The organism is Marinobacterium profundum (assembly GCF_001528745.1).
Classification (GTDB): Bacteria; Pseudomonadota; Gammaproteobacteria; order Pseudomonadales; family Balneatricaceae; genus Marinobacterium_A; species Marinobacterium_A profundum.
This window is the reverse complement of the sequence record NZ_BCNS01000103.1, coordinates 17191-42799: the sequence shown is the minus strand read 5'-3', so window position 1 is coordinate 42799 and position 25609 is coordinate 17191. Positions and strand designations below refer to the sequence as shown.

Annotated in this window: 25 protein-coding genes; 7 read left to right on the top strand and 18 right to left on the bottom strand. The window is 58.2% G+C overall.

Annotated features, from left to right (window positions below):
- Nucleotides 1–75 precede the first annotated feature (75 nt).
- From pheS to thrS, 5 genes are all read right to left on the bottom strand, one after another.
- Nucleotides 76–1059, bottom strand: coding sequence for a phenylalanine--tRNA ligase subunit alpha (gene pheS / locus MPRO_RS10080; RefSeq protein WP_067291329.1), 984 nt, complete (start codon nucleotides 1057–1059; stop codon nucleotides 76–78).
- 85 nt (nucleotides 1060–1144) lie between these two features.
- Entirely contained in the window at nucleotides 1145–1501 is a 357-nt protein-coding gene (gene rplT / locus MPRO_RS10075) for a 50S ribosomal protein L20 (protein WP_067291326.1), read from the bottom strand.
- A gap of 49 nt (nucleotides 1502–1550) precedes the next feature.
- A complete protein-coding gene (gene rpmI / locus MPRO_RS10070) occupies nucleotides 1551–1745 on the bottom strand; it encodes a 50S ribosomal protein L35 (RefSeq protein WP_067291323.1) in 195 nt (64 codons plus the stop codon).
- A gap of 102 nt (nucleotides 1746–1847) precedes the next feature.
- A complete protein-coding gene (gene infC / locus MPRO_RS10065) occupies nucleotides 1848–2381 on the bottom strand; it encodes a translation initiation factor IF-3 (protein ID WP_082708626.1) in 534 nt (177 codons plus the stop codon).
- Between the two features lie 20 nt (nucleotides 2382–2401).
- Complete coding sequence (gene thrS / locus MPRO_RS10060) at nucleotides 2402–4318, bottom strand: threonine--tRNA ligase (RefSeq protein WP_067291318.1); 1917 nt, start codon at nucleotides 4316–4318, stop codon at nucleotides 2402–2404.
- A gap of 217 nt (nucleotides 4319–4535) precedes the next feature.
- On the opposite strand from thrS, the gene MPRO_RS10055 reads away from it, so the two are divergent.
- Nucleotides 4536–6119, top strand: a complete 1584-nt coding sequence (locus MPRO_RS10055) for an ATP-binding protein (protein ID WP_067291314.1) — start codon at nucleotides 4536–4538, stop codon at nucleotides 6117–6119.
- Nucleotides 6120–6162: 43 nt separating this feature from the next.
- On the top strand, nucleotides 6163–6867 hold the full coding sequence (locus tag MPRO_RS10050) for a response regulator (RefSeq protein ID WP_067291311.1): 705 nt from the start codon (nucleotides 6163–6165) through the stop codon (nucleotides 6865–6867).
- A 334-nt stretch (nucleotides 6868–7201) separates the two neighbouring features.
- On the opposite strand, the gene MPRO_RS10045 is transcribed toward MPRO_RS10050, so the two are convergent.
- The 5 genes from MPRO_RS10045 to MPRO_RS10025 all read right to left on the bottom strand — a co-directional run bounded on the left by MPRO_RS10045 (nucleotide 7202) and on the right by MPRO_RS10025 (nucleotide 12569).
- On the bottom strand, nucleotides 7202–7723 hold the full coding sequence (locus MPRO_RS10045) for an REP-associated tyrosine transposase (RefSeq protein WP_067291307.1): 522 nt from the start codon (nucleotides 7721–7723) through the stop codon (nucleotides 7202–7204).
- A 487-nt stretch (nucleotides 7724–8210) separates the two neighbouring features.
- Nucleotides 8211–9740 carry a tripartite tricarboxylate transporter permease gene (locus MPRO_RS10040; protein ID WP_067291303.1) on the bottom strand — a complete coding sequence of 510 codons (1530 nt, stop codon included), beginning with the start codon at nucleotides 9738–9740 and terminating at the stop codon, nucleotides 8211–8213.
- 5 nt (nucleotides 9741–9745) lie between these two features.
- The gene (locus tag MPRO_RS10035; protein WP_067291300.1) at nucleotides 9746–10192 is read right to left on the bottom strand and encodes a tripartite tricarboxylate transporter TctB family protein; all 447 of its coding nucleotides are present in this window, start codon (nucleotides 10190–10192) and stop codon (nucleotides 9746–9748) included.
- Nucleotides 10189–11178, bottom strand: coding sequence for a Bug family tripartite tricarboxylate transporter substrate binding protein (locus MPRO_RS10030; RefSeq protein ID WP_067291297.1), 990 nt, complete (start codon nucleotides 11176–11178; stop codon nucleotides 10189–10191). The genes MPRO_RS10035 and MPRO_RS10030 overlap by 4 nt, the downstream gene beginning before the upstream one ends.
- Before the next feature lie 689 nt (nucleotides 11179–11867).
- Nucleotides 11868–12569 carry a FadR/GntR family transcriptional regulator gene (locus MPRO_RS10025; RefSeq protein WP_067291294.1) on the bottom strand — a complete coding sequence of 234 codons (702 nt, stop codon included), beginning with the start codon at nucleotides 12567–12569 and terminating at the stop codon, nucleotides 11868–11870.
- Nucleotides 12570–12939: 370 nt separating this feature from the next.
- Between MPRO_RS10025 and MPRO_RS10020 the strand changes: the two genes are divergently transcribed.
- From MPRO_RS10020 to MPRO_RS10010, 3 genes are read left to right on the top strand one after another with little or no spacing between them, the layout of a single operon-like run.
- On the top strand, nucleotides 12940–13761 hold the full coding sequence (locus tag MPRO_RS10020; RefSeq protein WP_067291291.1) for a (Fe-S)-binding protein: 822 nt from the start codon (nucleotides 12940–12942) through the stop codon (nucleotides 13759–13761).
- A gap of 15 nt (nucleotides 13762–13776) precedes the next feature.
- The gene (locus tag MPRO_RS10015; RefSeq protein WP_067291288.1) at nucleotides 13777–15222 is read left to right on the top strand and encodes a LutB/LldF family L-lactate oxidation iron-sulfur protein; all 1446 of its coding nucleotides are present in this window, start codon (nucleotides 13777–13779) and stop codon (nucleotides 15220–15222) included.
- Nucleotides 15219–15884: a LutC/YkgG family protein gene (locus MPRO_RS10010; protein WP_067291285.1), complete on the top strand. Its 666-nt coding sequence runs from the start codon at nucleotides 15219–15221 to the stop codon at nucleotides 15882–15884. Before MPRO_RS10015 ends, MPRO_RS10010 begins: the two co-directional genes overlap by 4 nt.
- 283 nt (nucleotides 15885–16167) lie before the next feature.
- Here MPRO_RS10010 and MPRO_RS10005 read toward each other — a convergent pair whose 3' ends face one another.
- Nucleotides 16168–16626: a globin gene (locus MPRO_RS10005; protein ID WP_067291282.1), complete on the bottom strand. Its 459-nt coding sequence runs from the start codon at nucleotides 16624–16626 to the stop codon at nucleotides 16168–16170.
- Between the two features lie 177 nt (nucleotides 16627–16803).
- Between MPRO_RS10005 and MPRO_RS10000 the strand changes: the two genes are divergently transcribed.
- A complete protein-coding gene (locus MPRO_RS10000; RefSeq protein WP_067291279.1) occupies nucleotides 16804–18993 on the top strand; it encodes a dihydrolipoyl dehydrogenase family protein in 2190 nt (729 codons plus the stop codon).
- Nucleotides 18994–19337: 344 nt separating this feature from the next.
- On the opposite strand, the gene ureG is transcribed toward MPRO_RS10000, so the two are convergent.
- From ureG to ureA, 7 genes are all read right to left on the bottom strand, one after another.
- On the bottom strand, nucleotides 19338–19958 hold the full coding sequence (gene ureG, locus MPRO_RS09995) for an urease accessory protein UreG (RefSeq protein ID WP_067291275.1): 621 nt from the start codon (nucleotides 19956–19958) through the stop codon (nucleotides 19338–19340).
- A 54-nt stretch (nucleotides 19959–20012) separates the two neighbouring features.
- Nucleotides 20013–20678, bottom strand: coding sequence for an urease accessory protein UreF (locus MPRO_RS09990; RefSeq protein WP_067291272.1), 666 nt, complete (start codon nucleotides 20676–20678; stop codon nucleotides 20013–20015).
- A 9-nt stretch (nucleotides 20679–20687) separates the two neighbouring features.
- On the bottom strand, nucleotides 20688–21239 hold the full coding sequence (locus tag MPRO_RS09985; protein ID WP_067291269.1) for a HupE/UreJ family protein: 552 nt from the start codon (nucleotides 21237–21239) through the stop codon (nucleotides 20688–20690).
- A gap of 26 nt (nucleotides 21240–21265) precedes the next feature.
- On the bottom strand, nucleotides 21266–21778 hold the full coding sequence (ureE, locus tag MPRO_RS09980) for an urease accessory protein UreE (protein ID WP_067291266.1): 513 nt from the start codon (nucleotides 21776–21778) through the stop codon (nucleotides 21266–21268).
- A 29-nt stretch (nucleotides 21779–21807) separates the two neighbouring features.
- Nucleotides 21808–23511, bottom strand: a complete 1704-nt coding sequence (ureC, locus tag MPRO_RS09975; RefSeq protein ID WP_067291262.1) for an urease subunit alpha — start codon at nucleotides 23509–23511, stop codon at nucleotides 21808–21810.
- Nucleotides 23512–23605: 94 nt separating this feature from the next.
- Nucleotides 23606–23911, bottom strand: a complete 306-nt coding sequence (locus MPRO_RS09970) for an urease subunit beta (RefSeq protein WP_067291258.1) — start codon at nucleotides 23909–23911, stop codon at nucleotides 23606–23608.
- Nucleotides 23912–24006: 95 nt separating this feature from the next.
- Complete coding sequence (gene ureA, locus MPRO_RS09965) at nucleotides 24007–24309, bottom strand: urease subunit gamma (protein ID WP_067291255.1); 303 nt, start codon at nucleotides 24307–24309, stop codon at nucleotides 24007–24009.
- 451 nt (nucleotides 24310–24760) lie between these two features.
- Between ureA and trhA the strand changes: the two genes are divergently transcribed.
- Nucleotides 24761–25417: a PAQR family membrane homeostasis protein TrhA gene (gene trhA, locus MPRO_RS09960; RefSeq protein ID WP_067291252.1), complete on the top strand. Its 657-nt coding sequence runs from the start codon at nucleotides 24761–24763 to the stop codon at nucleotides 25415–25417.
- The last annotated feature ends 192 nt before the right edge of the window (nucleotides 25418–25609 follow it).

The window sequence follows — 25609 nt, the reverse complement described above, 5'->3', positions numbered from 1 at the left end:
TTAAATATCGCTTCCACACCGCGAGCGCGCTCGCACACCCCGCCAGGCCCAGCCGCAGCCAAACCGGGCAGCGCGCTAGTTAAACTGGCCGAGGAAACGCAGATCGTTTTCGAAGAAAAGGCGCAGGTCATTCACGCCATAGCGCAGCATGGCCAGGCGCTCGACGCCCATGCCAAAGGCGAAGCCGGTGTATTCTTCCGGATCTATGCCCACGGATGCGAACACCTTGGGATGCACCATGCCGCAGCCGAGTACTTCAAGCCATTTGCCGTCGCCGCGATCGATATCAACTTCGATCGAGGGCTCGGTGAAGGGGAAGTAGGACGGGCGGAAACGCACCTTGACGTCTTCTTCGAAGAATTCGCGCAGGAACTGCTCCAGGGTGCCCTTGAGGTCAGCAAAGCTGATGTTCTTGTCGACCAGCAGACCTTCAACCTGATGAAACATCGGTGAATGGGTCTGGTCGTAATCGCAGCGATAGACGCGCCCAGGGCAGATGATGCGTACCGGCGGCTTTTGTTCTTCCAGGGTACGAATCTGCACCGGCGACGTATGGGTACGCAGCAGGGTGTGGGCGTCGAAATAAAAGGTATCGTGCATCGCCCGCGCGGGGTGATGCGCCGGAATGTTGAGCGCTTCGAAGTTGTGATAGTCATCTTCGATTTCAGGCCCTTCGGCCACGCTGTAACCGATATTGGCGAAGAAGGCCTCAATGCGCTCCAGGGTCTTGGTGACCGGGTGCAAACCGCCGAGCTCCTGACCGCGACCGGGAAGGGTCACGTCTATGGTTTCGGCCGCCAGCCTGGCATTCAGCGCCGCGCCTTCGAGCGAATCCTTGCGTGCGTTCAGAACATCCTGCAACGCCTGCTTGGCTTCGTTAATGAGTGCACCCGCCTGCGGACGCTCCTCTGCGGACAACTGCCCCAGCCCTTTCAGCAGCTGAGTAAGATGACCTTTCTTACCGAGATACTGAACACGGACCTGATCCAGATCCTGAGTACTCGCTGCCTGCTCTACAGCAGCAATGCCCTGTGCCAACAGGGGCTCAATGTTTTCCATTACCGGCTCCAAAAGAAAATAGGGGAAGAGCTTGCACCCTTCCCCTATTCGATTCGATCAATTACCTACAAGAGGCGGGTTTGCCTTACGCCAGAGCAGCTTTCGCTTTTTCGACGATAGCAGTAAACGCGCCCTGCTCGTGTACAGCCAGATCAGCCAGGACCTTACGGTCGATTTCGATGCTAGCTTTTTTCAGACCGGCGATCAGACGGCTGTAAGAAACGCCGTTGATGCGGGCTGCCGCGTTGATACGGGCAATCCACAGAGCGCGGAACTGACGCTTACGTTGACGACGGTCGCGGTACGCGTACTGACCTGCCTTGATGACAGCCTGTTTGGCAACACGGAATACACGGCTACGAGCTCCGTAGTAACCCTTTGCCTGCTTCAATATCTTCTTGTGACGACGACGTGCTTGCACACCACGTTTTACACGAGCCATTGCAATACCTTCCTAAAATTCTGTTAATACCAAGAGTCTAAAAAAAGACTTAGATGTACGGCAACATGCGCTTAACGAGTGCCTTGTCCGCTGCATGAACCTGCAGCATTGGACGCAGCTGACGCTTACGCTTGGTGCTTTTCTTGGTCAGAATGTGACTTCTGAAGGACTGCTTGTGCTTGAAGCCATTGGCAGTTTTCTTGAAGCGCTTGGCAGCGCCACGGTTTGACTTGATCTTAGGCATTTCCAAAATCCCCACGCATTGTTAAGTTGTGTTCACCTGAACAACCGCACTACCCGTAACCACTTCCATACAGAAGCAATCACGGGCGCTGCATCGTTCAGACTACTTTTTCTTCTTCGGAGCAATGACCATGGTCATCTGACGGCCTTCCATCTTAGGACGCTGTTCAACGACACCCAGCTCTTCCAGGTCTTTTTCGACCCGTAACATCAGCTGCATGCCCAGTTCCTGATGAGCCATCTCGCGACCACGAAATCTCAAGGTCACTTTCGCCTTGTCTCCGGCTTCTAGGAAACGTACCAGGTTGCGCAGTTTTACCTGGTAATCCCCCTCTTCCGTCCCAGGACGGAATTTCACTTCCTTGACCTGCATCTGAACCTGCTTTTTCTTGGCCAGGTTCTGCTGCTTCTTCGCTTCGTACTGATGCTTGCCGTAATCCATCACTTTACAAACGATGGGGTCGGAGTCCGCGATCTGTACGAGGTCAAGGCCCGCTTCTTGAGATGCCTCAAGAGCTTCCTTAATCGTTACTATTCCAATCTGGCTACCGTCTGGGCCAATCAGCCGACACTCGTTAGCTCGAATATTGTCGTTGATAGCTGGGCGTTTCTCGCCGCGTCTGTTATCGCGCCTGATGGTACTATCTCCTGCTCAGATTAATGCTGGCGTCCCTTCCGAGTCACGTCTTGTGACAGGAGGGTTACGAACTCTTCGATTGACAAGGTACCCAGGTCCTCGCCCGAGCGAGTTCGCACTGCCAGGGAACCTGATTCTACTTCCTTATCGCCCACTACCAGAAGATATGGAACCTTCTGCAATGTGCGCTCGCGGATTTTAAAGCCGATCTTCTCGTTTCTCAAGTCCGCTTGTGCTCGGAAGCCCTTATCTTCAAGAAGTTGCGCCACTTTTTTACTATATTCAGCCTGCTTGTCGGTAATGTTAAGTACCGCAACCTGCTGTGGTGCTAACCAGGCCGGCAATGCGCCGGCATAGTTTTCGATCAGTATGCCGATAAATCGCTCGAACGAACCGAGGATAGCACGGTGTAGCATGACCGGTGTCTCTCGCTCACCTGTTTCGTTCACGAACTGGGCACCTAAACGGCCCGGCATCGAGAAATCGACCTGTATAGTACCGCACTGCCAGACACGACCGAGACAATCTTTCAAAGAAAATTCAATCTTGGGTCCGTAGAAGGCACCTTCGCCCGGCAATTCCTGCCAATCGAGGCCTGCTGCGTCCAGTGCTTCGGCCAGGGATTTCTCCGCCTTGTCCCAGCTTTCGTCTGAACCGACACGCTTTTCAGGCCGGGTCGACAGCTTGTAAATAACCTCGGTAAAGCCAAAGTCGGCGTAGACTTCGTGCAGGAAGTCGATAAAGCTCGCCACTTCGCTCTGAATGTCTGCCTCGGCACAGAAGATGTGCGCGTCGTCCTGCACAAAGCCACGCACACGCATGATGCCGTGCAGCGCGCCAGAGGGCTCATTGCGGTGACAGGCACCGAACTCGGCCAGACGCAACGGCATTTCGCGGTACGAACGCAAACCCTGATTGAATATCTGCACGTGGCAGGGGCAGTTCATGGGCTTGATGGCAAAGTCGCGGTGTTCCGAGTGCGTGGTAAACATCTGCTCGGAAAACTTGTCCCAGTGACCGGACTTCTCCCACAGGGAGCGTTCCACCACCTGCGGTGTCTTGATTTCCTGGTAGCCATGCTTGCGCTGCTTGGCGCGCATGTACTGCTCGATTTCCTGATACAGAATCCAGCCCGGCGGATGCCAGAACACCATGCCCGGCGCTTCTTCCTGCAGGTGGAACAGGTCCAGCTGCTTGCCGAGTTTGCGGTGATCACGCTTCTCCGCTTCTTCGAGGCGGTGCAGGTATTCCTTGAGCTCTTTCTTGTCGCCCCATGCCGTACCGTAAATGCGCTGCAGCATTTCGTTGTTCGAGTCGCCGCGCCAGAAGGCACCTGCGACTTTCATCAGCTTGAATGCCTTGATATGGCCTGTAGCAGGTACGTGCGGGCCACGGCACAGGTCGAGAAAGTCGCCATGACCGTAGAAGGACAGATCTTCGTCGCCGGGAATGGCCTCGATAATCTGCACCTTGTACTTCTCGCCCATTTTTTCAAACATGGCGACGGCTTCTTCACGCCCCATCAGAGAACGACTTACCGCCAGGTTCTCTTTGGACAGCTGCTGCATGCGCTTTTCGATCAGCGTCAGATCGTCCGGTGTAAAGGGCCGCTCGTAGGCGAAGTCGTAATAAAAGCCGTTGTCGATCACAGGACCAATGGTCACCTGGGCACCCGGGAACAGCTGCTGCACCGCCATGGCCATCAAGTGCGCGCAAGAATGGCGGATAATATCCACGCCTTCTTCATCGCGCGCCGTGATGATTGCCAGCTCAGCGTCTTCGCTGATCAAATAGCTGGTATCCACCAGCGTACCGTTAACCTTGCCGGCAAGAGCGGCCTTGGCAAGACCGGCACCGATAGACGCCGCAACGTCATGTACGGTAACCGCGGTTTCAAAGCTGCGCTGGCTAGCATCCGGGAGTGTAATAACAGGCATGAAAGTCCCTAGTTGGCTCAGTGGTGACCCTTACGACAGGCCACTTAAGTGATCAAAAAATGTCGTGAAAATAAAGCTGCACAGACGACGCACAGCATATAAGGGGGTGAAATTATACTCCAACGCAATCGCAGCGACTACCGCCAATTCACGTTACACTGGCGGATAAGCCGCTGGGCTCACAATAAAAACAGCAACACCCGACCCCGGAAGCACCATGACCAAATTCAAGATAAGCACCCGGCTGATGCTCATGATGTGTCTGCTGGTGCTGTTGCAGGCCGGATTGCTCGGCGGCTTTGCGCTGCGCTACCTGGCGACCTCACTGGAGGAACAGATCGGCCTGCGGGCGCTGCAGCTGGCCTCCATGATTGCCCAGACACCAGCGGTTCGCGAGGCCGCCCTTGCACATGACAGCGTGCGCATGCAGACGCTGGCCGAGGAACTGCGCGAGGCCACAGATGCGAGCTTTATTGCGGTCGGCGACGAGCAGGGTCTGCGCCTGGCGCACCCGCTGCCGGAGCGCATAGGCCTGCCGATGGTGGGCGGTGACAATGAGCGCGCACTGGAGCAGGGCCAGAGCTACATATCAAAGGCGATCGGCAGTCTTGGGCCCTCAGTGCGCGGCAAGGCGCCGATTTTTTCAGAGGAAGGCGATATCCTCGGTGTGGTGTCTGTGGGCTATCTCACCATCAGCCTGGACAACGTAATTCACCGCTATCAGCGCATCGTGATCGGCGTCACCCTGGCGCTGCTGGCGCTGTCCGTGCTGCTGGCCGTATGGATTTCCAGCCGCTTCAGGGCCGCCATCTTCGGGCTCGAACCACACCAGATTGCACGCCTGTTTGAAGAACGCAACGCGACCCTGGAGTCGGTGCGCGAAGGCATCATAGCGGTGAATACCGAGGGCCTGATCAGTACCGTCAACAAGGCGGCCGCATCAACCCTGGGCCTGTCGGATACGGTGTCCCTGATCGGCCGACCGATTCAGGAAGTACTGCCCGACAGCCGCCTGCCTGACCTGCTCGCCAGTGGGGAGCCAGAATTCGACCGTGAACTGATTCTTCGAGGTCAGACCCTGATTGTTAACCGCATTCCGATTCGCGACGGTCAGAAACTCATCGGCGGCGTAGCCAGTTTCAGGCGCAAGGACGAACTGGATCAGGTCAGCCGCCAGCTCACCCAGATTCAGCAATACGCCGAGACCCTGCGCAGCCAGGCCCACGAATATGCCAACAAGCTGCACACCATCGCCGGTCTGATTCAGCTTGGCGCCAGTGACCAGGCGCTGGACATCATTGGCCAGGAAACCCGTGAACACCAGGAACTGCTGCGCTGGCTGGTCGCCTCGGTAACCGAGCCGGTACTGTCCGGCTGCCTGCTGGGCAAGTACAATCGCGCCCACGAACTGGGCCTGCAACTGCTGATCGACCCCGACAGCCATATGGGCGCCCTGCCCTCCCATGTTGCCCCCGAGAGCATTGTCACCCTGCTCGGCAACCTGCTGGACAACGCCTTCGAGGCGACCCTGGCCGCCCAGGGCAAGCAGGTGCAGCTGTCGATGACAGACCTGGGATCGGATTTGATATTTGAAGTCGAAGACGAGGGCGTCGGCGTTCCGCCAGCCGAGCGCGAACGTATCTTTCAGCGCGGCGTGAGCGGCAAGTCCGGCGATCGCGGCATAGGCCTGCACCTGGTACGCCAGACACTAACCCAGCTCGGCGGCGAGATCACCGTATCTGAAGCCACAGGCGGCGGTGCACGTTTTACCGCCTACATTCCCAAGGAGGCCGCAGTATGACCCCCATACAACAAGAACAATCAGGCTCTACAGGACGTTATGCATGACTGAGAAAATTAGCGTCGTCATCGCCGAAGATGACCCGCAAATTGCAGAGATTCAACGTCGATTTGTTGAGCGTATCGAGGGCTTCGAGGTACGCGGCATCGCCCATAGCACCCAGGATGCGGCGGATCTGGTGGAAGTGATGCGCCCCGACCTGCTGCTGCTTGATATACAGTTTCCCGATGGCAGTGGCCTGGGGTTGCTGCGGCGCCTGCGTACCGAAAACAGCGCCACCGATGTGGTCATGGTCACCGCCGCCAAGGAAGTTGAAACCCTTACCGAGGCGCTGCGCTGGGGTGTGTTCGACTATATCCTCAAGCCGCTGGTGTTCGACCGCCTGCAACAGGCACTGAGCAACTACCGTCAGCACCGCGAACGCCTGTTGCAGCTGCAAAGCCTGTCGCAGCAGGAAGTCGACGGTCTGCTGCCCCGCACCGGCGCATCCGCCCCCAAAGCCACGGCGACATCCCTGCCCAAGGGCATCGACATGCTGACGCTGGAGAAAATCCGCAAGGTGTTTCGCAGTGATGAAAGCCTGGCCCTGAGCGCCGAACAGGTGGGCGATAGCATAGGCTCCAGCCGCACCACAGCACGGCGTTATCTCGAATACCTGGTTGGCACCCAGGAACTCACCGCCGATGTCGCCTACGGCAGCGTCGGACGCCCCGAACGGCGCTACCGCCTGCCCCGCACGACAACCTAGGATGTGCGGTGCAGCGAAGCGAAACCCATCAACTGGCGGTGCAACCATCGTTGGGTTACGTCCATCGTTGGGCTACGCCCCTTCGGGGCTGCACCCAACCTACATTCCAACTGATATCATCCGGTCACCGGTCACTTTCACCAAGTAGGATGTGGTGCAGCGAAGCGAAACCCATCAATCACCGGCGAATTCGGTGCCGGGCTACAACCATTGTTGGGTTACGCCCCTTCGGGCCTGCACCCAACCTACACTCCAACCGGATATCCTCCGGCCACCGGTCACTTTTCACCAAGTAGGATGCGGTGTAGCGAAGCGAAACCCTTCATTTGCACCACTACTCACCGGCATTGACGGCTTCAGGTTCATCGCCCCAGTCAGCGGTGTAATACCCCCGTTTTACAAACCGATGAAAGCTCGAGTACGGCCAGTCACAAGGCCTCGCAACCAGCCCATGCTTGACCGGGTTGTAATGGATATAATCGAGATGCCGGTGAAAATCATGCTCATCGCGGATCAGATGCTCCCAATAACGCCGCTGCCATATGCCCCGCTCATGCTTCGCAACCTGGCTGGCAGATCCTGGAGCCACCTTGGGCAGCTGGCGCGAAAAACTAGCCTTGATCCGCTGCCATCGGCGCGGATAGTCGACATCACCTTCGGGTAGTGTCCAAATACAATGCAGATGTTCAGGTAAAACCACAGCCGCTTCCAGCCTGAACGGCATTTCACCCCTGACCTGCCGAAAAGCCTGACGCAGGTGCTCAATATTATCTACCAGCAGCATCGAGGAGCGATCAGCCAGCACCACCGTGAAAAAATAGGTTCCACCGGGTTTCCTTATTCGCCGGTATTCCATAGTGTCGATCCTTGAATCCACAGAACCTTATCGTCGTTTCAGCATAGACGTACCGAAGGTACAGAGGGGGCGCTTGCTCCACGTCCCCGTAGGATGTGGTGCAGCGAAGCGAAACCCATCAACCGGCGGATGGCAGATTGTTGGGTTACGGCCCTTCGGGCCTGCACCCAACCTACATTCCAACCGGCACGTTCGGCGTTTCCCGGACATCACTTTCACCAAGTAGGATGCGGTGCAGCGCAGCGAAACCCATCAACCGCCGGAGGCAGATTGCTGGGCTACGACCATTGTTGGGTTACGGCCCTTCGGGCCTGCACCCAACCTGCATTCCAACCGGCTCCGCCCCGATACCGTACATCCATGTACAAAAAAACCGCCCGAAGGCGGTGGAAACACACTGGCAGGAAGGCCCTTCCTGCCGGGGTGGAGTTTCGATTGACGGAACCCAACCTCCAGGGCTGGGCACCGCAACCGGTCAACCTACAGATCAGTCTACGATGCTGTGATCCTTGTCCTGGGCGGCCGCCATGCGGCGACGCAGGACAGGGCCAATCAGGTACGGCAGCACCAGACCGGTAATCGCTACCGCCCAGATACCTACCGACAGGCCACTGCTCCAGAGGATGCTCCAGTCACCGTCCGAAATAGTCAGAGCGTGACGCAGGCTCTTTTCCATTTCAGGGCCCAGCAGCATACCAAGGATGACCGGCACCAGCGGGATATGCAGCTTGCGCAGCAGGTAGCCCAGCAGACCAAACCCAATCATGAAATACAGATCCAGCGGGCTGTTGCTGATGGCAAAGATGCCCACCGACGCCACCAGGGTCACTACCGGCATCAGATACTTGGGTGGAATGCTCAGCAGCTTGACGAAAATACCGATCATCGGGATGTTCAGCAGCAGCAGGATCAGGTTGCCGACAAACAGCGCCGCGATCACGCCCCATACCAACTCTGCGTTCTGAGTGAACAGCATAGGGCCAGGCTGAATATTCAGCGAGATCAGCATGGCCAGCAGCACCGCAGTGGTACCACTGCCCGGCACGCCCAGGGTCAGCATCGGCACCAGAGCACCATTGGCCGCTGCGTTGTTGCCGGCTTCTGGCGCCGCCACACCGCGTGGATCACCTTCACCGAAATAACCACTCTTGCCGACGACTTTCTTTTCCATCGTATAGCTGAGGAAGCTGCCCAGGGATGCGCCGGCACCCGGCAGAACACCGGCGATAAAGCCCAGCACAGAGCCGCGCAGGCTGGTCGGCAGTACCTGAATAATGTCTTTCATGCTCAGATTGAGCTTGTTCAGGGAGACCTTCTTGAAGCCTTCGCCAGCGTGCATTTCAATAAAAAACAGCAGTTCACTAATGGCAAAGAGACCGACGATGGCGATGATGAAATCCACCCCTTCGTACAGCTCCAGAATGTCGTAGGTATAACGCTGATTACCGGTGGTGATATCAACCCCCACGGTGGCAATCATCAGACCCAGACAGGCCGCCACGACGGTTTTAACCTGGTTCTTGCCGGTAATACCACCCAGGGTCGCAAACGCCAGGGTAAAAAGCGCAAAGTACTCAGCAGGGCCGAAACGCAGCGCAAACTTCGCCAGTATAGGTGCCAGAATTACCAGCCCGATGGTCGCCAGCAGACTGCCAATAAAAGAAGCAATCGCCGAGATCGCCAGCGCTTCGGCCGCCCGGCCTTTGAGGGCCATGGGGTAGCCGTCAAGACAGGTCATCATCGCGGGTTCGTCACCCGGAATATTCAGCAGAATACTAGAGATACGGCCGCCATACATGGCCCCCGCATACACAGACGTCAGCAGAATCAGGGCGGAGCTCGCTGGTAGCCCAAGGCTAAAGGCCAGCGGAATCAGAATGGCAACGCCATTGGCAGGACCCAGGCCCGGCAGCGCACCTATCACGGTGCCAAGAATGGCGCCTATGGCTGCGAACATCAGGTTTTCCGGCGTCAGTGCGACGGCAAACCCCTGCAGCAGAAAATTCAATGTTTCCATTTAGATCAGCCCCCGCTCAGCTTCAAGAGTCCGGCCGGCAAGTGCAGCTCCAGCAGGAAGTTGAACAGCACGTACACCACAACAGCGCTGCCGACACCGGTAAATACGGAAGGCAACGGCTTGGCGCCCATGCGCCAGCACAGCACGCTGACCATCAGGGTAGTGGCAGGGATAAAGCCCACCGGCTGCAACATCAGGGTGAAGACCGCCAGTACCATCAGTACAAAGCCGAGTTCAGCCAGCATTTTCATATGCGGCCATTCTTCGTCTTCATCTGGGCGCACCAGCAGATAGATGCTGCTCAACCCCAGTATCACCGCCAGTATTAGCGGGAATGTTTCCGGCCCGACAGCCTCGGATCCACCAAAGGGCTCTGGAAACATGGCGGCCTCCCAGCCGTAAACTACGGCCAGGAGGAGCAGAACTACACCGAGGATTCGATCCCCTATCATTTAATCAGTCCGATCTCAGTGGAAATTTCTTTGATGCTGTCGACCTGGCCTTTCACAAAGGTGCTGAATTCGGCACCGGTCTTGTGGAATGGCATCAGGCCATTTTTCTGCATCACATCCTGCCAGTTGTCACTGCTGTAAACGCTGTCTACGGTATCAACCCACCACTGGTAAGCTTCGTCGGAAACATCCTTGGGTACGTAGAATCCACGCCAGTTAGGCGCTACAGCATCGACATTCTGCTCACGCGCTGTCGGAATGTTATCCAGCGGTGCTGGCAGACGCTCTTCAGACAGAACAGCCAGAACCTTTAGGTCGCCAGATGCCATAAAGCCCTGGGCTTCGGAGATATCACCGGTGAAGGCATCCAGATGGCCACCCACAACCTGGGTAATAGCCTCGGCACCACCGTTAAAGGCCAGGTATTTAACCTTGGGCAGGTTGGCTTTCTCGATACCGGCGGAACGGCCAGCAATCAGCACCTTGAGGTGATCCCAGCCGCCGGCTGCACTACCGCCGCCAAACTTGACCGAGTTCGGATCTGCCTTGAGCGCATCCATCATGTCATTCAGCGACTGGAACGGAGAGTCCTTGGATACGGCGATAACACCGTAGTCAGCACCCAGGGCACCGACCCAGCGAACCATTTCCTGATCCATGCCAACAAACTGACCCTGGGCCAGACGGGTAGTAGTCGCGGTGCTGGCTGCAACGATCAGCGCGCTGTCGTCACCACGCTTGGAAATGGTATGGGCGAAAGCAACACCACCACCGGCACCCGGCATGTTAACGGTCTGAACATTGCCAGTGATGTAACCCAGATCGGTCAGTACCTTGCCTACGCTGCGGCAGGTAAAGTCCCAGCCGCCGCCGGGGTTGGCCGGAGCTATACATTCTGCAGTACGGGATTGTTCAAACGCGCTAGCCTGGGCGGCCAGCGTGAGGGTCGCTGTCGCGAGCAGTGTTTTGGCTACAGGGAATTTCATTCAGCACTCTCCGTCTTTCTTTTTGTAATCAGCCGTACCAGGCGGCACCGCTGTGTTGTGAATTCTGCGCCTGCTGTTGCTGGGCTGAGTAAAACTGCAGCGCCATCCATACAGGGGCAGATGCAGACTAGGCGAGCACCTCTAAAGTGGCCAGTTTGCGGAGATACTGGGTTTTCAAACCTTTGCGGGCATTCTGGTCATAAAGTTCACGGCACATATCCACTAGAGCATTTTCATCTTACATCGGCCCATTGCGGTAGTTGAGACGAGATTAAGATGGCCGTGTTGGAGCCTGTGCAGGCTGGGGTATCGGAGCGGTTTGATGGTTGTTATTGCGCCTGCTGGCGCGTTACTTTTTTTGCTCGTGCAAAGAAAGTAACCAAAGAAAGCACAACAGCCCCCGATGAGGCCTTTCCGCTGCGCTCTGAGATCATTCAGCGGGCTGCGCTGACGGTACATCCATGTACCTCATCGCAAGCGCATCAGTCCCTGTTGCGCCCCTTCGGGCCTGATCGCCGAATGACCTCAGTGCTCGCCGGCTTCATAAGGGGGAACAAGAACCGCTCTGATGTTTCGTTGGCAACTAGAGCCCTTTCATCTTACCTCGACCCATATCCGGCCACCTCGAAGTCAGGAAGCACTCAAAGCAACCTCGAGCGACAGATAAGTGTTTCGTGAAAGTGCTCTAGTTAAGAGTCGCTATCTTCGAGCAACCGATGCGTAAACAGAATGTGTTCGGTGGCCAGGCGCCTGGCCTGCTCGGCGTCACGTGTCATGAGCGCCTGATGAATTCCGGCGTGCTGCGCCCGAATACCATCAGGGTAACGGCCATAACGCTTGAGAGTACGGTCAAGCACACCGTAAATGGCATTGAAATAGCGACTGTAGAACAGCTGACTGAAAGAAATAAGCAGCAGGTTGTGGCTCGATTGCGCAATCATCATGTGGAATTTCAAATCCGCCTTGGCCTTGGCCAGGGTGCTCTGGCCCTCACTTCGCTGCACCATACGCTCGTATTCCCGCGCTATGCCTGCCAGTTCGTCGTCGCTGGCACGCCGGGCACAGTTATAGGCCGCCTCACCCTCAAGCGCTGCGCGCATTTCCAACACCTGCAGTTGAAAGGCCAGGTTATCCCCCGTGCCACCGGCGGGCATTTCAAAGTGCGGCTCCAACAGGTTCTGGCAGCGACTGCCATCGCCCTGACGGGTTTGAATCAGGCCTCCGAGTTCCAGCTGAGTAATGGCTTCACGCACCGTGGCGCGGGAAACGCCACAGCCCTGCGCCAGGCTGCGCTGCGAAGGCAGCAGCTCGCCCGGCAGGAAGCGACCCTCAACGATGCCCTGGCTGAGCTGCGTCACCAAAAGCTGCGCCTTGTCCGTTTCATCTTTCATCTTTCACCTCGCCTCTCGCACCTCGCCCCTTTCTTCTAGCCCCTAACACCTCGCTCCTATCTTCTTGCCCCTCGCACCTATCTTCTTGCACCTCGCACCTCGCACCTCGCACCTCGCACCTCGCTCCTCACTCCTCACTCCTCACTCCTCACTCCTCACTCCTCACTCCTCACTCCTCACTCCTCACTCCTCACTCCTCGCACCTCGCACCTCCTAGCCCCTAGCCCCTAGCCCCTAGCCCCTAGCCCCTTAAGACTTGGTCAGACCAGTGAACACTGTAGCATTTCCTTTTTCGCCACCGGCTTCTATTGTTGATCCAGCTTGCGGGGAACAACCCCGCCACCGCGTATAAAAAACAACAGGTAAATCCATGCCCAATGCCGAGCGCTCGCCCCAGGTCGCCCTGTTCGTCACCTGCCTGGTCGACATGTTCAGACCCGAAATAGGTTTTGCCAGCATCAGCCTGCTGCAACAGGCCGGTTGCAGCGTCGAAGTACCCGAACGCCAGACCTGCTGTGGTCAGCCCGCGTTTAACTCCGGTGACCGTGCCAGCACTCAGGACATTGCCCGCCAAACCATTGAAGCCTTCGATGGTTATGAATATGTGGTCGGCCCCTCGGGCTCGTGTATCGGCATGCTGCACCATTACCCCGAACTGTTCGAGGCTACCGATCCCTGGCACGCAAGAGCCCAGGATCTGAAAGCCCGCGCCTTCGAGATCACCAGCTTTCTGGTGGATGTACTGCAGTTTCGCGGCATCCAGAGCGAATTCGACGGCAGTATCAGCTATCACGATTCCTGCGCCGGCCTGCGCGAACTGGGCATCAAGACCCAGCCACGAGCCCTGCTCAGCCAGGTGGCCGGGCTGCAGCTCAGCGAAATGGACGAGTCCGAAACCTGCTGCGGCTTTGGCGGCACCTTCTGCGTGAAATACCCGGACATTTCCAACCGCATGGTGGAAAACAAGACTGCCAATACCGCCGCCAGCGGCGCAGGTACTTTGGTGGGTGGGGACCTCGGCTGTCTGCTGAACATGGCCGGCAAACTCAAGCGTCAGGGTCACGAAATCCAGACCCGCCACGTAGTTGAAATTCTCGCAGGCCAGAACGATCTGGCCGCCATCGGCGAATCCGAAGTGCGAAGGCCCGCCACGGCAGCTGCATCCCCCTATGACCTTGCCAAGCAACTTTGACGCGGAGCCCCGACCATGCAAATTACCAGCCCCGCTTTCAAGCAAAGTGCCCGCATTGCCCTAAAGGATGCCAGCCTGCAAAAAGCCCTTGGCAACCTCAAGGCCGGATTTCCAGTCAAGCGCGCCCAGGCCGTCGCCCGACTGCCGGAGTTCGATGCGCTGCGCGATGAAGCCCGCGATCTGAAAAACCATATCCTCGAAAACCTCGATATATACCTGGAGCAGTTCGAGAGCAAGGTGCTGCAACAGGGCGGCCATGTGCATTGGTGTCGCAGCAGCGACGACGCCTGCAAAACCATTCTCGATATCTGCCAACAGGTAGACGCCAAAACGGTCACCAAGGGCAAGTCCATGGTGTCGGAGGAGATCAACCTCAACGACTACCTGGAAAAGAACGGCGTAACGCCGGTAGAAACGGACCTGGGTGAATACATACTGCAACTGCGCGGTGACCACCCCAGCCACATCATAGCTCCGGCCATACACCTGAATCTGGAAGACGTGTCCGAAGCCTTCCACCAGCACCACCACAGGCCCAAATCCAGTGACCCGGCCGTGCTGATGCAGGAAGCGCGGGAAGTGCTGCGCGAGCAGTTCGTCGCGGCCGATGTAGGTATTACCGGCGCCAACTTCCTCGTGGCCGAAACCGGCTCAACCCTGATCGTCACCAATGAAGGTAATGGCGACCTGACCCAGACACTGCCGAAAACCCATATAGTGGTCACATCCATCGAAAAGGTCGTGCCCACACTGGAAGACATGACGCTATTTCTGCGTCTGCTGGCCCGCTCGGCCACCGGTCAGGAATTTACCGTTTACAACACCCTGTCCAGTGGACCAAAGCGCAGCGATGACCAGGACGGGCCGGAAAACTTTCACGTTGTGCTGGTCGACAATGGTCGCAGCGACATGCTGGGCGGCGAACTTCAGGAGATGCTGCGCTGCATCCGCTGCTCGGCCTGCATGAACCATTGCCCGGTCTACGGCGCAGTGGGCGGCCACAGCTATGGCTGGGTCTATCCTGGCCCCATGGGCTCAGTCCTCACCCCCCAGATGATCGGCATCGATAAGGCCGCACTGCTGCCCAACGCCTCCACCTTCTGCGGCAAGTGCGAATCCGTTTGCCCTGTGCGCATTCCACTGCCAAAGCTTATGCGTCACTGGCGCGAGAAGGAATTCGAACGCCACCTGAGCCCCAAAGCCGTGCGCTATGGCATCGGCGGCTGGGCCTTCTTTGCAAAAAGACCCAGGCTGTACCGCCTGCTGAGCCAGGGTTCCAACCTGGCACTGCGCCTGCTGGGCGGCAAGAAAGGCCTGATCCACCGACTGCCACTGGGTGCCGGCTGGACCGACGGTCGCGACATGCCCGCCCCCAGCGGCAAAACCTTTATGCAGCAGTGGCAGGCCAAACAACAGGTACAACAAAAACAGCAGCAATCGCCACAGGAGCAGCAATCATGAGCCGGGCCGAGATTATGAACAATATCCGCCGGGGCCTCGGCCGTGGCGAAGCCTCCCCGGAGCAGCGCGCCGCAGCGTTGGCACGCATCGAAGCGCGGGCCGACAACCTGATCCCGCAAAGGGCCCAGCTGCCCCGGCCTGAGCAGGTCGCGCTGTTCAAGACCATGGCGCTGGACGCCGCCGCCGAACTGATTGAGCTGGACAGTATCGAGCAGGCCCCGGCGGCCATCGCCGACTGGCTGGCAGCGCAGCAGATATCCGAGCTAGTGTGTGCCAGTGACCCAGCACTGCAGGCGCTCGACTGGTCAGCGCTGGGCACTATCAATCGAATTGAGCGCGTAGCCCAGGCCGGGGACATGGCGAGCCTTACCGGTAGCTTTGCCGGCATCGCCGAAACCGGCACGCTGATGCTGCATTCAGGTTCCAGCAGCCCGACCACACTGAATTTCCTGCCGGATAATCATCTGGTGATCCTGCATGAATCACACATCGTCGGGGTCTACGAAGAGGCCTGGAAGCGCTTGCGCAGCGCCACCGCAGGCCAAATACCCCGTACCGTCAACCTGATTACAGGCCCCTCGCGCAGCGCCGATATCGAACAAAAACTGCAGATGGGTGCCCACGGCCCGCGTACCCTGGTGATATTGCTGATTAAAGAGTGAATGAATAGGAGCAGCGGCTAGGTGAAAGGAGCGAGGTGCGAGGTGCGAGGTGCGAGGTGCGAGAATAAAGGGGCTAGGGGCGAGGGGCGAGGGGCGAGGGGCAAGCTGAAAGGGTGCCGTTGTACCCGGAATTCGCTGCGCTCATTCCAGGCTACGAGTTGCAAAGCTTTTGAGGGCGATGGCAAGGTTCTCCAGGCCCAACCATTGGTCGCGGGGCATTCGACGCTCGACGTTCGGCGCGGGGCGCGCCTCCTGCTGCTAAGTTTCAGCAGCGACTAAGGCCTCAGGCATCACCCGAAACCGTACCGCTATCCAGGCCGACAATGCCTGTTCGTTCGTAATGGAACTTCATATACACAATGCCGGGCGCCATCACCAGGCGCCAGGCCAGTTCAGTGGCATCATCACAGCCGGAGTCAAAGCGCCACAGGGTGGCGATCAGGGTTTCCAGCCACAGATCATAGAGTTCAGGACCTATAGCGTAGTGACGGCTGTTGTGGCTGATGGCCACCCGGTCGAGGTAGTAATCGGCATTGCTGGAGGCATAAAAGCTCAGCAGGTGATAGAAGGACTTGCTCAACATTGCCTGTTGCCGCGCCATGTCGGTGTTGCAAAATTTCTGCGCCACCTCGGGCGAGGCCGCAACAAAGGCATCGTAGAAAGCTTCGAAAAACGCCCGTCCGCCGCGCTGGCAGGCCAGCACCCGCGCCAGACTCTGATCAAACAGCTGCTCTGTGTTCATCGCCAGTCCAATCGTTAACGGTGCCCATGAGTATAAACCCGATACTTTTTGCCGACCTTGCCCTGTATCAAGGGCACGGCTCATTGTCAGCAATGCCAGTATTCACACTGAGTTCAGTTTACTCTGGACAATGGGTCCCCATACTGAACGGACTGTTGCACGAGGACGGCGCACGTCATGAAAAATACCAAACTGATTATCATTCTGGTCGTTGCAGCGCTTATCGCGCTCTTCTTCGCCCTAGACCTGCAGCAATACCTGAGTCTGGCTGAGCTCAAGTCGCGCCAGGCCAGCTTCAACATCTACTACCAGGAGAACCCGCTGCAGACGCTGGGGATTTTCTTTGGGCTCTACGTCCTGGTCGCAGCCCTGTCGCTGCCGGGCGCCGTCATTATGACCCTGGCCGCCGGTGCTCTCTTTGGTCTTGCAACCGGCCTGATACTGGTATCTTTCGCCAGCAGCATTGGCGCCACCCTGGCGTTTCTGGTGTCCCGCTACCTGTTCCAGGATGCGGTGCAGAGCCGCTTTGGCAATCAGCTGGGCGCCTTCAACCGTGGTGTTGAACGCGATGGCCCCTTTTACCTCTTTACCCTGCGCCTGGTGCCACTGTTCCCGTTCTTCATGATAAACCTGCTGATGGGGCTGACGCCCATCAAGGCCCGTACCTTCTACTGGATCAGCCAGGTCGGCATGCTTGCCGGCACCGCCGTGTTCGTCAATGCCGGTACTCAGCTGGGCCAGCTCGAAAGCCTGTCCGGCATACTGTCGCCAGCGATCCTCACCTCCTTTGTATTGCTGGGAATCTTCCCGCTGCTGGCACGCAAGCTAATCGATATCGTCAAACAGCGTCGCGCCCTGAGCCACTTCGAAAAACCCGCCCACTATGACTACAACCTGGTAGCCATAGGCGCCGGCGCTGGCGGCCTGGTGAGCACCTACATTGGGGCGGCGGTCAAGGCGCGGGTGGCACTGATTGAGAAACACCGCATGGGCGGCGACTGCCTGAATACCGGCTGCGTACCCAGCAAGGCGCTGATCCGCTCGGCCCAGCGAGTACATGATATGCGCGAAGCGGGCGATGTTGGTATTGAGGCCGTTGCCCCCGAGGTGGACTTCGAGCGTGTGCTCGAATCCGTACAGGATATTATCCGCAAGGTAGAACCCCACGACTCGGTTGAACGCTACAGCGGCCTTGGCGTCGAGTGTATCAGCGGTACAGCCAAAGTCATCTCGCCCTACGAGGTAGAAGTCAATGGCGAGCGCCTGACCACGCGCAACATCGTTATTGCCACCGGCGCCCGCCCGCTGGTGCCCGAGGTTCCGGGACTTGAAGATATCCCCTATTACACATCTGATACCATTTGGGAGCTGCGCGCACACCCTGGCCGCCTGCTGGTGCTGGGCGGCGGCCCTATTGGCTGCGAGCTGAGCCAGGCCTTTGCCCGCCTTGGTGCCAACGTCACCCAGGTACTGCGCGGTGAACGTCTGATGCCGCGCGAAGACGCCGACGCCGTGGAAGTGGTCAGCCGCAGCTTTGCCAAAGATGGTATCCAGGTACTGGCCCGTCACGATATGCGCCGCTTCGAATCCATTGACGGCAAGCAACACCTGATCTGCGAACACGACGGCAAGGATGTCAGTATCCAATTCGACACCCTGCTAGTGGCGCTCGGCCGCACTCCCAATGCCAAAGGCCTTGGGCTGGAAGAAATCGGCGTGCAACTCGACAAGCGTGGCGCCCTGCAGGTGGATGATTACCTGCGCAGCAACATTCCGAATATCTACGGTGTGGGCGATGTCACCGGCGGCTACCAATTTACCCACACCGCCGCACACCAGGCCTGGTACGCCGCGGTAAACGCCCTCTTCGGCCGTTTTCGCAGCTTTCGAGTCGATAACCGCGTCATTCCCTGGTGTACCTTCACCGCCCCTGAAGTGGCACGCGTGGGACTTAATGAACGGGAAGCACAGGAGCAGCAGGTGGCCTATGAAGTCACCACCTTCCATATGAAGGAGCTGGATCGGGCTATCACCGAAAGAGAGGAAGCGGGTTTCGTCAAGGTACTTACGGTACCCGGCAAGGATCGCATTCTGGGCGTAACCATTGTCGGTATCCATGCCGGCGAGCTGATCGCCGAATACGTACAAGCCATGAAACAGGGGCTGGGGCTGAACAAAATTCTGGGCACCATCCACATCTACCCCACCATGAGTGAGGCCAACAAGTACGCCGCCGGCGAATGGAAACGCGCCCATACCCCACACAAACTGCTGCAGTGGGTCGGCCGCTATCACCGCTGGATGCGCGGTAGCCAGGCGCCTGCGAACTCACAGCTAACGGCAAGCCAGAAGCCCGCGTCGCGGTGAAAGGTGCGAGGGGCGAGGTACGAGGTACGAGGAAGAGCAAGGTGAAAGGGGCTAGGGGCTAGGGGCTAAAAGCTAGAAGCTAGAAGCTAGAAGCTAGAAGCTATTAACCCGGCGGGTTAATACATGAAGCAGGGATGCTTCATCATTGGCCGCAGGCCAATGCGAACGCCAGAAAAACCAGCAAGTCCATGCACTTGCGCTAGTTTTTCTGGCGTGACGGACAAATAGGGAGGGAACCTATTTGTCCACCGGGTTAATAGAAGCTAGAAAATTTCATTTGATCACGAAAACGCCGGGCCAGGGATTCACTCCTGGCCCGGCGTTTTTTTTATGCTGGCCTGGCTTCAGGCGGCGTCTAGCATGCCCTGCTTGATCACAAAGGCGATGATTTCATCCACCCCAGTGCCGATCTTCAGGTTGGTAAACACATAGGGCTTGCCGGGGCGCATGCGCTTGGTGTCCTGATCCATCACGTTCAGGTCTGCTCCGACATAAGGCGCCAGGTCGATCTTGTTGATAATCAGCAAATCGGAACGGGTAATGCCAGGGCCGCCCTTGCGCGGGATCTTCTCGCCTTCCGCCACATCAATCACATAGATGGTCAGGTCGGCCAGTTCCGGGCTGAAGGTGGCGCTGAGGTTGTCACCACCGCTTTCAACGAAGACCAGATCCAGCGTCTTGTGGCGCCGCGCCAGCTCTTCTACCGCCGCCAGATTCATGGAGGCATCTTCACGGATCGCCGTATGCGGGCAGCCGCCCGTCTCAACACCGATAATGCGATCCGCCGCCAAAGCTTCAGCCTGGGTGAGTATCTTGGCATCTTCCTGAGTGTAAATATCATTGGTGACCACCGCGATGTTGTACTGATCACGCATGGCCTTGCACAGGACTTCCAGTAGCGCCGTCTTGCCGGAGCCCACCGGGCCGCCTACACCGATACGCAACGGAGATTTGTAGTCGTTCATTTTTCACCTCAAAAACAAATATTCGTGAACCCAGTCAGAACCGGAGCCGTTCAATCAGGATCTGAACAGGCGTGTGTACTGCGTCTCGTGCCGGCTGCTGGCAATCGCCAGCGCCAGTGTCGAGCTGCCGATATGATCATCATCGATGCCAAGGGCTCGCTCCAGTGCCGCTGGCACGCGCTCGGACAGTCGCAGCAGCAGTTGCTGACCGGCCGTCTGCCCCAGCGGCACCAGCTTGACCCCTGCCATGACACCGGCTTCAAGCCAGCTCCAGCAAAACCCCAGCAGCGCATCTCGGGGCGCTATGTCCCAGCGCACCGCAGCCAGCGCAAAGCCCGCCAATTGGGTACTGCGTACCGACTCAGCCATCTCCGGCAAGATTTCGATTCCCAGGTTCGGCAACAGCGTTGCCAGGGCCGCACCGCGCTGGCGCTCTTCCTGGCGCAACTCACGGGTTTCCCTGCAACAGAGCAACCACTGGCAGTAGTCATCCACCTGCACCCAATTCTGCTGCCCAAAGGCAGTATGGAGCCGACTCAGCAGCGGCAACTCCAGTGTGACCAGGCTGTGGTGCAGCACACTTTCAAGCCAGTCACCAAGGCTCTCGATTGAAGTAACCCAGCCACGTTCGATAGCCCACTCAAGCCCCTGGGAGTAGGTAAAACCGCCCACCGGCAACGATGGGCTGGTAAGCTGATACAGGCGCAGATCCGGCAGCATCAGCCGGACTCAGGCAAAGAACGCAAGCGCAACTGCGGTCAGCGCACTGCTGGCACCCAGCGCCTTTGGCGCCATCAAGCGACCCAGCCCGTAGCCCGCTCCCAGCAGGCCACAGGCCGTGAGCAACATGCCTGGCAGGAACAACGCCATCTGCGTCGGCGCCACTTCAAGCCCGTGGGCCCAACCATGAAACAACACCAGCACGACCGATGCCATTAGCGCCAGGGCCTTGCCACGCCCGAACCACAGGCCCGCCGCCGCCACAAACAGCGACAGCCCAATCATCAGTTCGATACCGTAAGCCCAGCCTGTGGCCAACCCCAGCAGCGCACCACCCAGCAGTGCAGCCAATGCGGCGCCGTACATACCGACACGGGCGCGCAGCGCCTGGCTGGCCCCCAGGGCACCGACACCCAGCAGCATCGCCAAATGATCAAGACCTGTCAGCGGGTGCAGCATTCCGGCGGCAAAACCCGCCATGTCTGACCCGGTGTGGGCCAGTGTCAGGGGCGATGTCAGTGCCAGCAGGGTCGCCGCGGCTGCCTTGTGCGTGATTCTCATGGGTAAGACTCCTTTAAAAATACAGTTCAGTGGCTGTGCCCGGCATGAGCACTCTCGTCATTACCGTCACCAGCATGTGAATGGCCGTGGGAATGACCATGGGAACCAGCATGGGATCCGCCCTGATAGGCACCGGCTTCGGGCTCAAAAGGTGCCTCCTCAAATGCCACCTCCAATCCAAGACCGCGCACCATGTCGTCCAGTACATGATCATGCAGATAGCGTACCCAGCCAGCCTCGACCTGCAGCGGCACATGGCGGTTGCCAAGGTGATAGCAGACCCGCGCCAGCGCCAGGGCATTATTGCTGCGCACGGTGGAAACAGGTTCCGGCGCCGCTTCTATGCGCACCACCAGGCCATCGTCGGACTGCAACAGATCGCCGTTGCGCAGCGTCAATCCGCGGGGCAGAAAGAGCCCGACTTCGCGACCATCTTCAAGCTCGGCACGCAGCCGGCTCTTGATGCGCTTGTCGATGGGCAGCCGCAGCTCGGCGCTGTGTGGCTGGGGTGAATCCAGCACTTTGGTCAGATGAATCATGGGTATCCCTTGTGTCTTGTTATTGGCCGTCAGAACAAAAAGTAGCGCTGCGCCATTGGCAGTACCGCGGCCGGCTCACAGATCAGCAAGCGACCATCGGCGCGCACCTGATAGGTTTGCGAGTCCACCTCGATCACCGGCTGATAGCTGTTATGCACCATGTCGTTTTTGGTCACGCTGCGACAGTTGCGCACCTCACCGATCAGGCTCTTGAGCCCCACCTGCCCTGCCACATCGGCGGCAATGGCGGCCTGGGACATAAACAGCATGGAGGTCGCCTGACAGGCGCCGCCATAGGAACCAAACATCGGCCTGTAGTGCACCGGCTGCGGCGTGGGGATAGACGCATTCGGGTCCCCCATTGGCGCCGCAGCAATCAGACCCCCTTTGAGGATGATGCTGGGTTTGGTGCCAAAAAACGCCGGCCGCCACAGCACCAGATCCGCCAGTTTGCCGACTTCGATAGAACCCACTTCATGGGCAATACCGTGAGCCAGCGCCGGATTGATGGTGTACTTGGCGATATAACGCTTGAGGCGCGTGTTGTCGTGCCCGGCCGGATCACCTGCCAGGCTGCCAAACTGGACCTTCATCTTGTGCGCCGTCTGCCAGGTGCGGGTGATCACTTCGCCCACCCGCCCCATGGCCTGGGAGTCGGATGAAATCATCGAAAAGGCACCCAGGTCGTGCAGCAGGTCTTCGGCAGCGATGGTTTCGCGCCTGATGCGCGACTCGGCAAAGGCCACATCCTCGGCGATGCTCGGATCCAGGTGATGGCAGACCATCAGCATGTCCAGGTGCTCATCCACCGTATTGACGGTGTAGGGCCGCGTCGGGTTGGTCGACGAGGGCAGCACATTGGCATAGCCCGCCGCCTTGATAATATCCGGTGCATGGCCGCCGCCAGCGCCCTCGGTGTGATAGGTATGAATGGTGCGCCCGCCGATGGCCTTGAGGGTTTCTTCCACAAAACCCGACTCGTTCAGGGTGTCGGTGTGAATGGCCACCTGCACGTCCATTTCCTCGGCCACACTGAGCGCGCAGTTGATCGAGGCCGGTGTGGTGCCCCAGTCCTCGTGTAGCTTGAGGCCAATGGCACCGGCGGCGACCTGCTCGCGCAGTGCTTCTGGCTGGCTGGCATTGCCCTTGCCGAGAAAGCCGATATTCATGGGCAGCGTATCGGCGGCCTGCAGCATGCGATGCATGTTCCAGGGCCCTGGCGTACAAGTAGTGGCATTGGTGCCGGTGGCAGGCCCGGTACCGCCGCCCAGCATGGTGGTGATGCCGGAGCACAGCGCCTCTTCGATCTGCTGCGGGCAGATAAAGTGAATATGGGAATCGATGCCGCCTGCGGTAAGAATCTGGCCTTCGCCTGCGAGTATCTCGGTGCCAGGGCCAATCAGAATGTCGACGCCCGGCTGCACATCGGAATTGCCCGCCTTGCCGATAGCCGCAATACGCCCGGCCTTGATGCCCACATCCGCCTTGACGATACCCCAGTGATCCAGAATAAGCGCATTGGTGATAACCAGGTCCATGGTCTGGCTGCTGGGGAACTGTCCCTGCCCCATGCCATCACGGATGACCTTGCCGCCGCCGAACTTCACTTCATCGCCGTAAACGGTGAAATCCTTCTCGACCTCCAGCCAGAGTTCGGTATCCGCCAGTCGCAGCCGATCTCCGGTGGTGGGCCCAAACATTTCCGCATAGGCCTGTCGTGAAATTCTGGCCATCAGTTACACCTCCCTGAATTACACGCGGCAAAAAGCCCCCCGTGGGCCGCTCTCGTAACGGACTCCGCATAGGCCTGTCTTGATATTTGTGCCATTACAAGTCCCCCATCACCTTGCCCTGAAAGCCGTAAACCTTGCGATTGCCGGCATATCCCACCAGCTCGACGGTGCGGCTCTGCCCCGGCTCAAAACGCACGGCGGTGCCGGCGGCAATATTGAGACGAAAGCCCCGCGCCTGTTCACGCTCGAACTGCAGTGCATCGTTGACTTCATAAAAGTGGTAGTGGGAACCGATCTGGATGGGGCGGTCTCCGGTATTGGCCACCTTGAGCGTCACCACGGGGCGTCCCACGTTAAGCTCAATATCGCCGTCCATCACTTTCATTTCACCCGGGATCATGACGCTTTCTCCAGTGGCAGGGCTGGGCCGCAAACACAGAGCCCAATAGCGCCGTATCCTTGTGCCTTCATTTCATTTACTGGCATAGCGCCCCCTCAGACAATTGGATCGTGCACCGTGACCAGCTTGGTGCCATCGGGAAAGGTCGCTTCGACCTGAACATCGTGAATCATCTCGGCAATCCCATCCATGACATCATCCAGGCTGAGCAGGGTGCGTCCGTAGTCCATCAGTTCGGCTACGGTACGGCCGTCGCGGGCGCCTTCCAGAATGGCGGCACTGATATAGGCAATCGCTTCCGGGTAATTGAGTTTCAGCCCCCGCGCCTTGCGACGCTCCGCCAGCAGGCCGGCGGTAAACAGCAACAGCTTGTCTTTTTCCCGTGGTGTCAATTCCATGCAGGAACCCCATAAAGATTGGTAGAAAGCAGACCGTTTACCGCAGCAAAGCCTTGCGGTGCAGCCACCCGCCTAAAGTGTGAAATTATGAATGCAATACCCAGACCAATCTGGCACATCACAGCCGCCAGCCACCAAAGCGCGCGACTCTCACCGTCCATTTATGACTGCACACTGTTCTCACTCGGCACCCAACATGATCCGGGCGTACAAATGCGCACCATAAGAGAGCGCCACGAACAGGAATGCACAAAAGAAGTGCGCTCAGCGCACCAAAATGACAGCAGTAAATTGCGAACACCCAGAACGCCAAACGGCACCAACAACGACAGTGCTCCTGCACGGACCTCATCATCCAAATACAGCGGCTTCAGCCCTGGCTGGACTAAACTGCAGGGCAAGGCTCGGCAGCCGGCGGAATTCTCGCGTACTCAGGGAGTAGGTAATCATCATGCGCAACCCACCCCAGATCCCCGGCAGACCCCAGTCCCGCACAGAGGAACTGGCCAACAGCCTGAGCCACTGCCTGGGATTCATCGCCACCCTGGTCGCAGCACCGGTGTTGATCCTGCAGGCCGTGGAGCGCGGCGATATCGGCATCATTATCGGCGTCAGCCTCTTTGCCCTCAGCATGGTGCTGCTGTATCTCAGTTCGAGCCTCTACCACGCCCTGCCCCCGGGCCGGGCCAAACGCTTGATGCGTGTTATAGAGCACTCCGCCATCTACCTGCTGATTGCCGGCACCTACTCACCCTTTATGCTGGGCGTTTTGGATGGCCCCGGCGGCTGGATATTGCTGACAACCATCTGGTTACTGGCGGGCATAGGCGTTGTACTGAAAATCACCCAGCGGCTGTCACGCCCAGCGCTGTCCACAGGGCTCTACCTGCTGATGGGCTGGCTGATTGTGCTGATGATAGAGCCGCTGAGTGAATCCCTGTCAGGCACCGGACTCGCCTGGCTGGTCGGCGGTGGTCTGGCATATACGGTTGGGGTACTGTTTTTTGTACTCGATTCCAGCCTGCTGTACGGGCACTTCATCTGGCATTTGTTTGTCATGGCCGGCACCACCTGCCACTACTTCGCCGTGCTCTGGCACGCATTCTGATACGCCTTTATTCCAGGAGCCTGCACCAAGCTGCCGCTACCGCATTCATCACTACCGCTGCAATCGCATCCATCGCAATAACCCCTACCACAGGAATTCACGCCCCGGCAATCCGCGCCCACATGTTCATTTCACGCCTGCAACGACTCTTTCAGCATTGATTCAGTTGTTCGCTGTCTTAATGGATATAAC

Excerpts from the sequence above, each read along its gene's own strand:
- pheS (WP_067291329.1), bottom strand. The coding sequence starts at position 1,059 with ATGGAAAACATTGAGCCCCTGTTGGCACAGGGCATTGCTGCTGTAGAG.
- rplT (WP_067291326.1), bottom strand. The coding sequence starts at position 1,501 with ATGGCTCGTGTAAAACGTGGTGTGCAAGCACGTCGTCGTCACAAGAAG.
- rpmI (WP_067291323.1), bottom strand. The coding sequence starts at position 1,745 with ATGCCTAAGATCAAGTCAAACCGTGGCGCTGCCAAGCGCTTCAAGAAA.
- thrS (WP_067291318.1), bottom strand. The coding sequence starts at position 4,318 with ATGCCTGTTATTACACTCCCGGATGCTAGCCAGCGCAGCTTTGAAACC.
- MPRO_RS10055 (WP_067291314.1), top strand. The coding sequence starts at position 4,536 with ATGACCAAATTCAAGATAAGCACCCGGCTGATGCTCATGATGTGTCTG.
- MPRO_RS10050 (WP_067291311.1), top strand. The coding sequence starts at position 6,163 with ATGACTGAGAAAATTAGCGTCGTCATCGCCGAAGATGACCCGCAAATT.
- MPRO_RS10045 (WP_067291307.1), bottom strand. The coding sequence starts at position 7,723 with ATGGAATACCGGCGAATAAGGAAACCCGGTGGAACCTATTTTTTCACG.
- MPRO_RS10040 (WP_067291303.1), bottom strand. The coding sequence starts at position 9,740 with ATGGAAACATTGAATTTTCTGCTGCAGGGGTTTGCCGTCGCACTGACG.
- MPRO_RS10035 (WP_067291300.1), bottom strand. The coding sequence starts at position 10,192 with ATGATAGGGGATCGAATCCTCGGTGTAGTTCTGCTCCTCCTGGCCGTA.
- MPRO_RS10030 (WP_067291297.1), bottom strand. The coding sequence starts at position 11,178 with ATGAAATTCCCTGTAGCCAAAACACTGCTCGCGACAGCGACCCTCACG.
- MPRO_RS10025 (WP_067291294.1), bottom strand. The coding sequence starts at position 12,569 with ATGAAAGATGAAACGGACAAGGCGCAGCTTTTGGTGACGCAGCTCAGC.
- MPRO_RS10020 (WP_067291291.1), top strand. The coding sequence starts at position 12,940 with ATGCCCAATGCCGAGCGCTCGCCCCAGGTCGCCCTGTTCGTCACCTGC.
- MPRO_RS10015 (WP_067291288.1), top strand. The coding sequence starts at position 13,777 with ATGCAAATTACCAGCCCCGCTTTCAAGCAAAGTGCCCGCATTGCCCTA.
- MPRO_RS10010 (WP_067291285.1), top strand. The coding sequence starts at position 15,219 with ATGAGCCGGGCCGAGATTATGAACAATATCCGCCGGGGCCTCGGCCGT.
- MPRO_RS10005 (WP_067291282.1), bottom strand. The coding sequence starts at position 16,626 with ATGAACACAGAGCAGCTGTTTGATCAGAGTCTGGCGCGGGTGCTGGCC.
- MPRO_RS10000 (WP_067291279.1), top strand. The coding sequence starts at position 16,804 with ATGAAAAATACCAAACTGATTATCATTCTGGTCGTTGCAGCGCTTATC.
- ureG (WP_067291275.1), bottom strand. The coding sequence starts at position 19,958 with ATGAACGACTACAAATCTCCGTTGCGTATCGGTGTAGGCGGCCCGGTG.
- MPRO_RS09990 (WP_067291272.1), bottom strand. The coding sequence starts at position 20,678 with ATGCTGCCGGATCTGCGCCTGTATCAGCTTACCAGCCCATCGTTGCCG.
- MPRO_RS09985 (WP_067291269.1), bottom strand. The coding sequence starts at position 21,239 with ATGAGAATCACGCACAAGGCAGCCGCGGCGACCCTGCTGGCACTGACA.
- ureE (WP_067291266.1), bottom strand. The coding sequence starts at position 21,778 with ATGATTCATCTGACCAAAGTGCTGGATTCACCCCAGCCACACAGCGCC.
- ureC (WP_067291262.1), bottom strand. The coding sequence starts at position 23,511 with ATGGCCAGAATTTCACGACAGGCCTATGCGGAAATGTTTGGGCCCACC.
- MPRO_RS09970 (WP_067291258.1), bottom strand. The coding sequence starts at position 23,911 with ATGATCCCGGGTGAAATGAAAGTGATGGACGGCGATATTGAGCTTAAC.
- ureA (WP_067291255.1), bottom strand. The coding sequence starts at position 24,309 with ATGGAATTGACACCACGGGAAAAAGACAAGCTGTTGCTGTTTACCGCC.
- trhA (WP_067291252.1), top strand. The coding sequence starts at position 24,761 with ATGCGCAACCCACCCCAGATCCCCGGCAGACCCCAGTCCCGCACAGAG.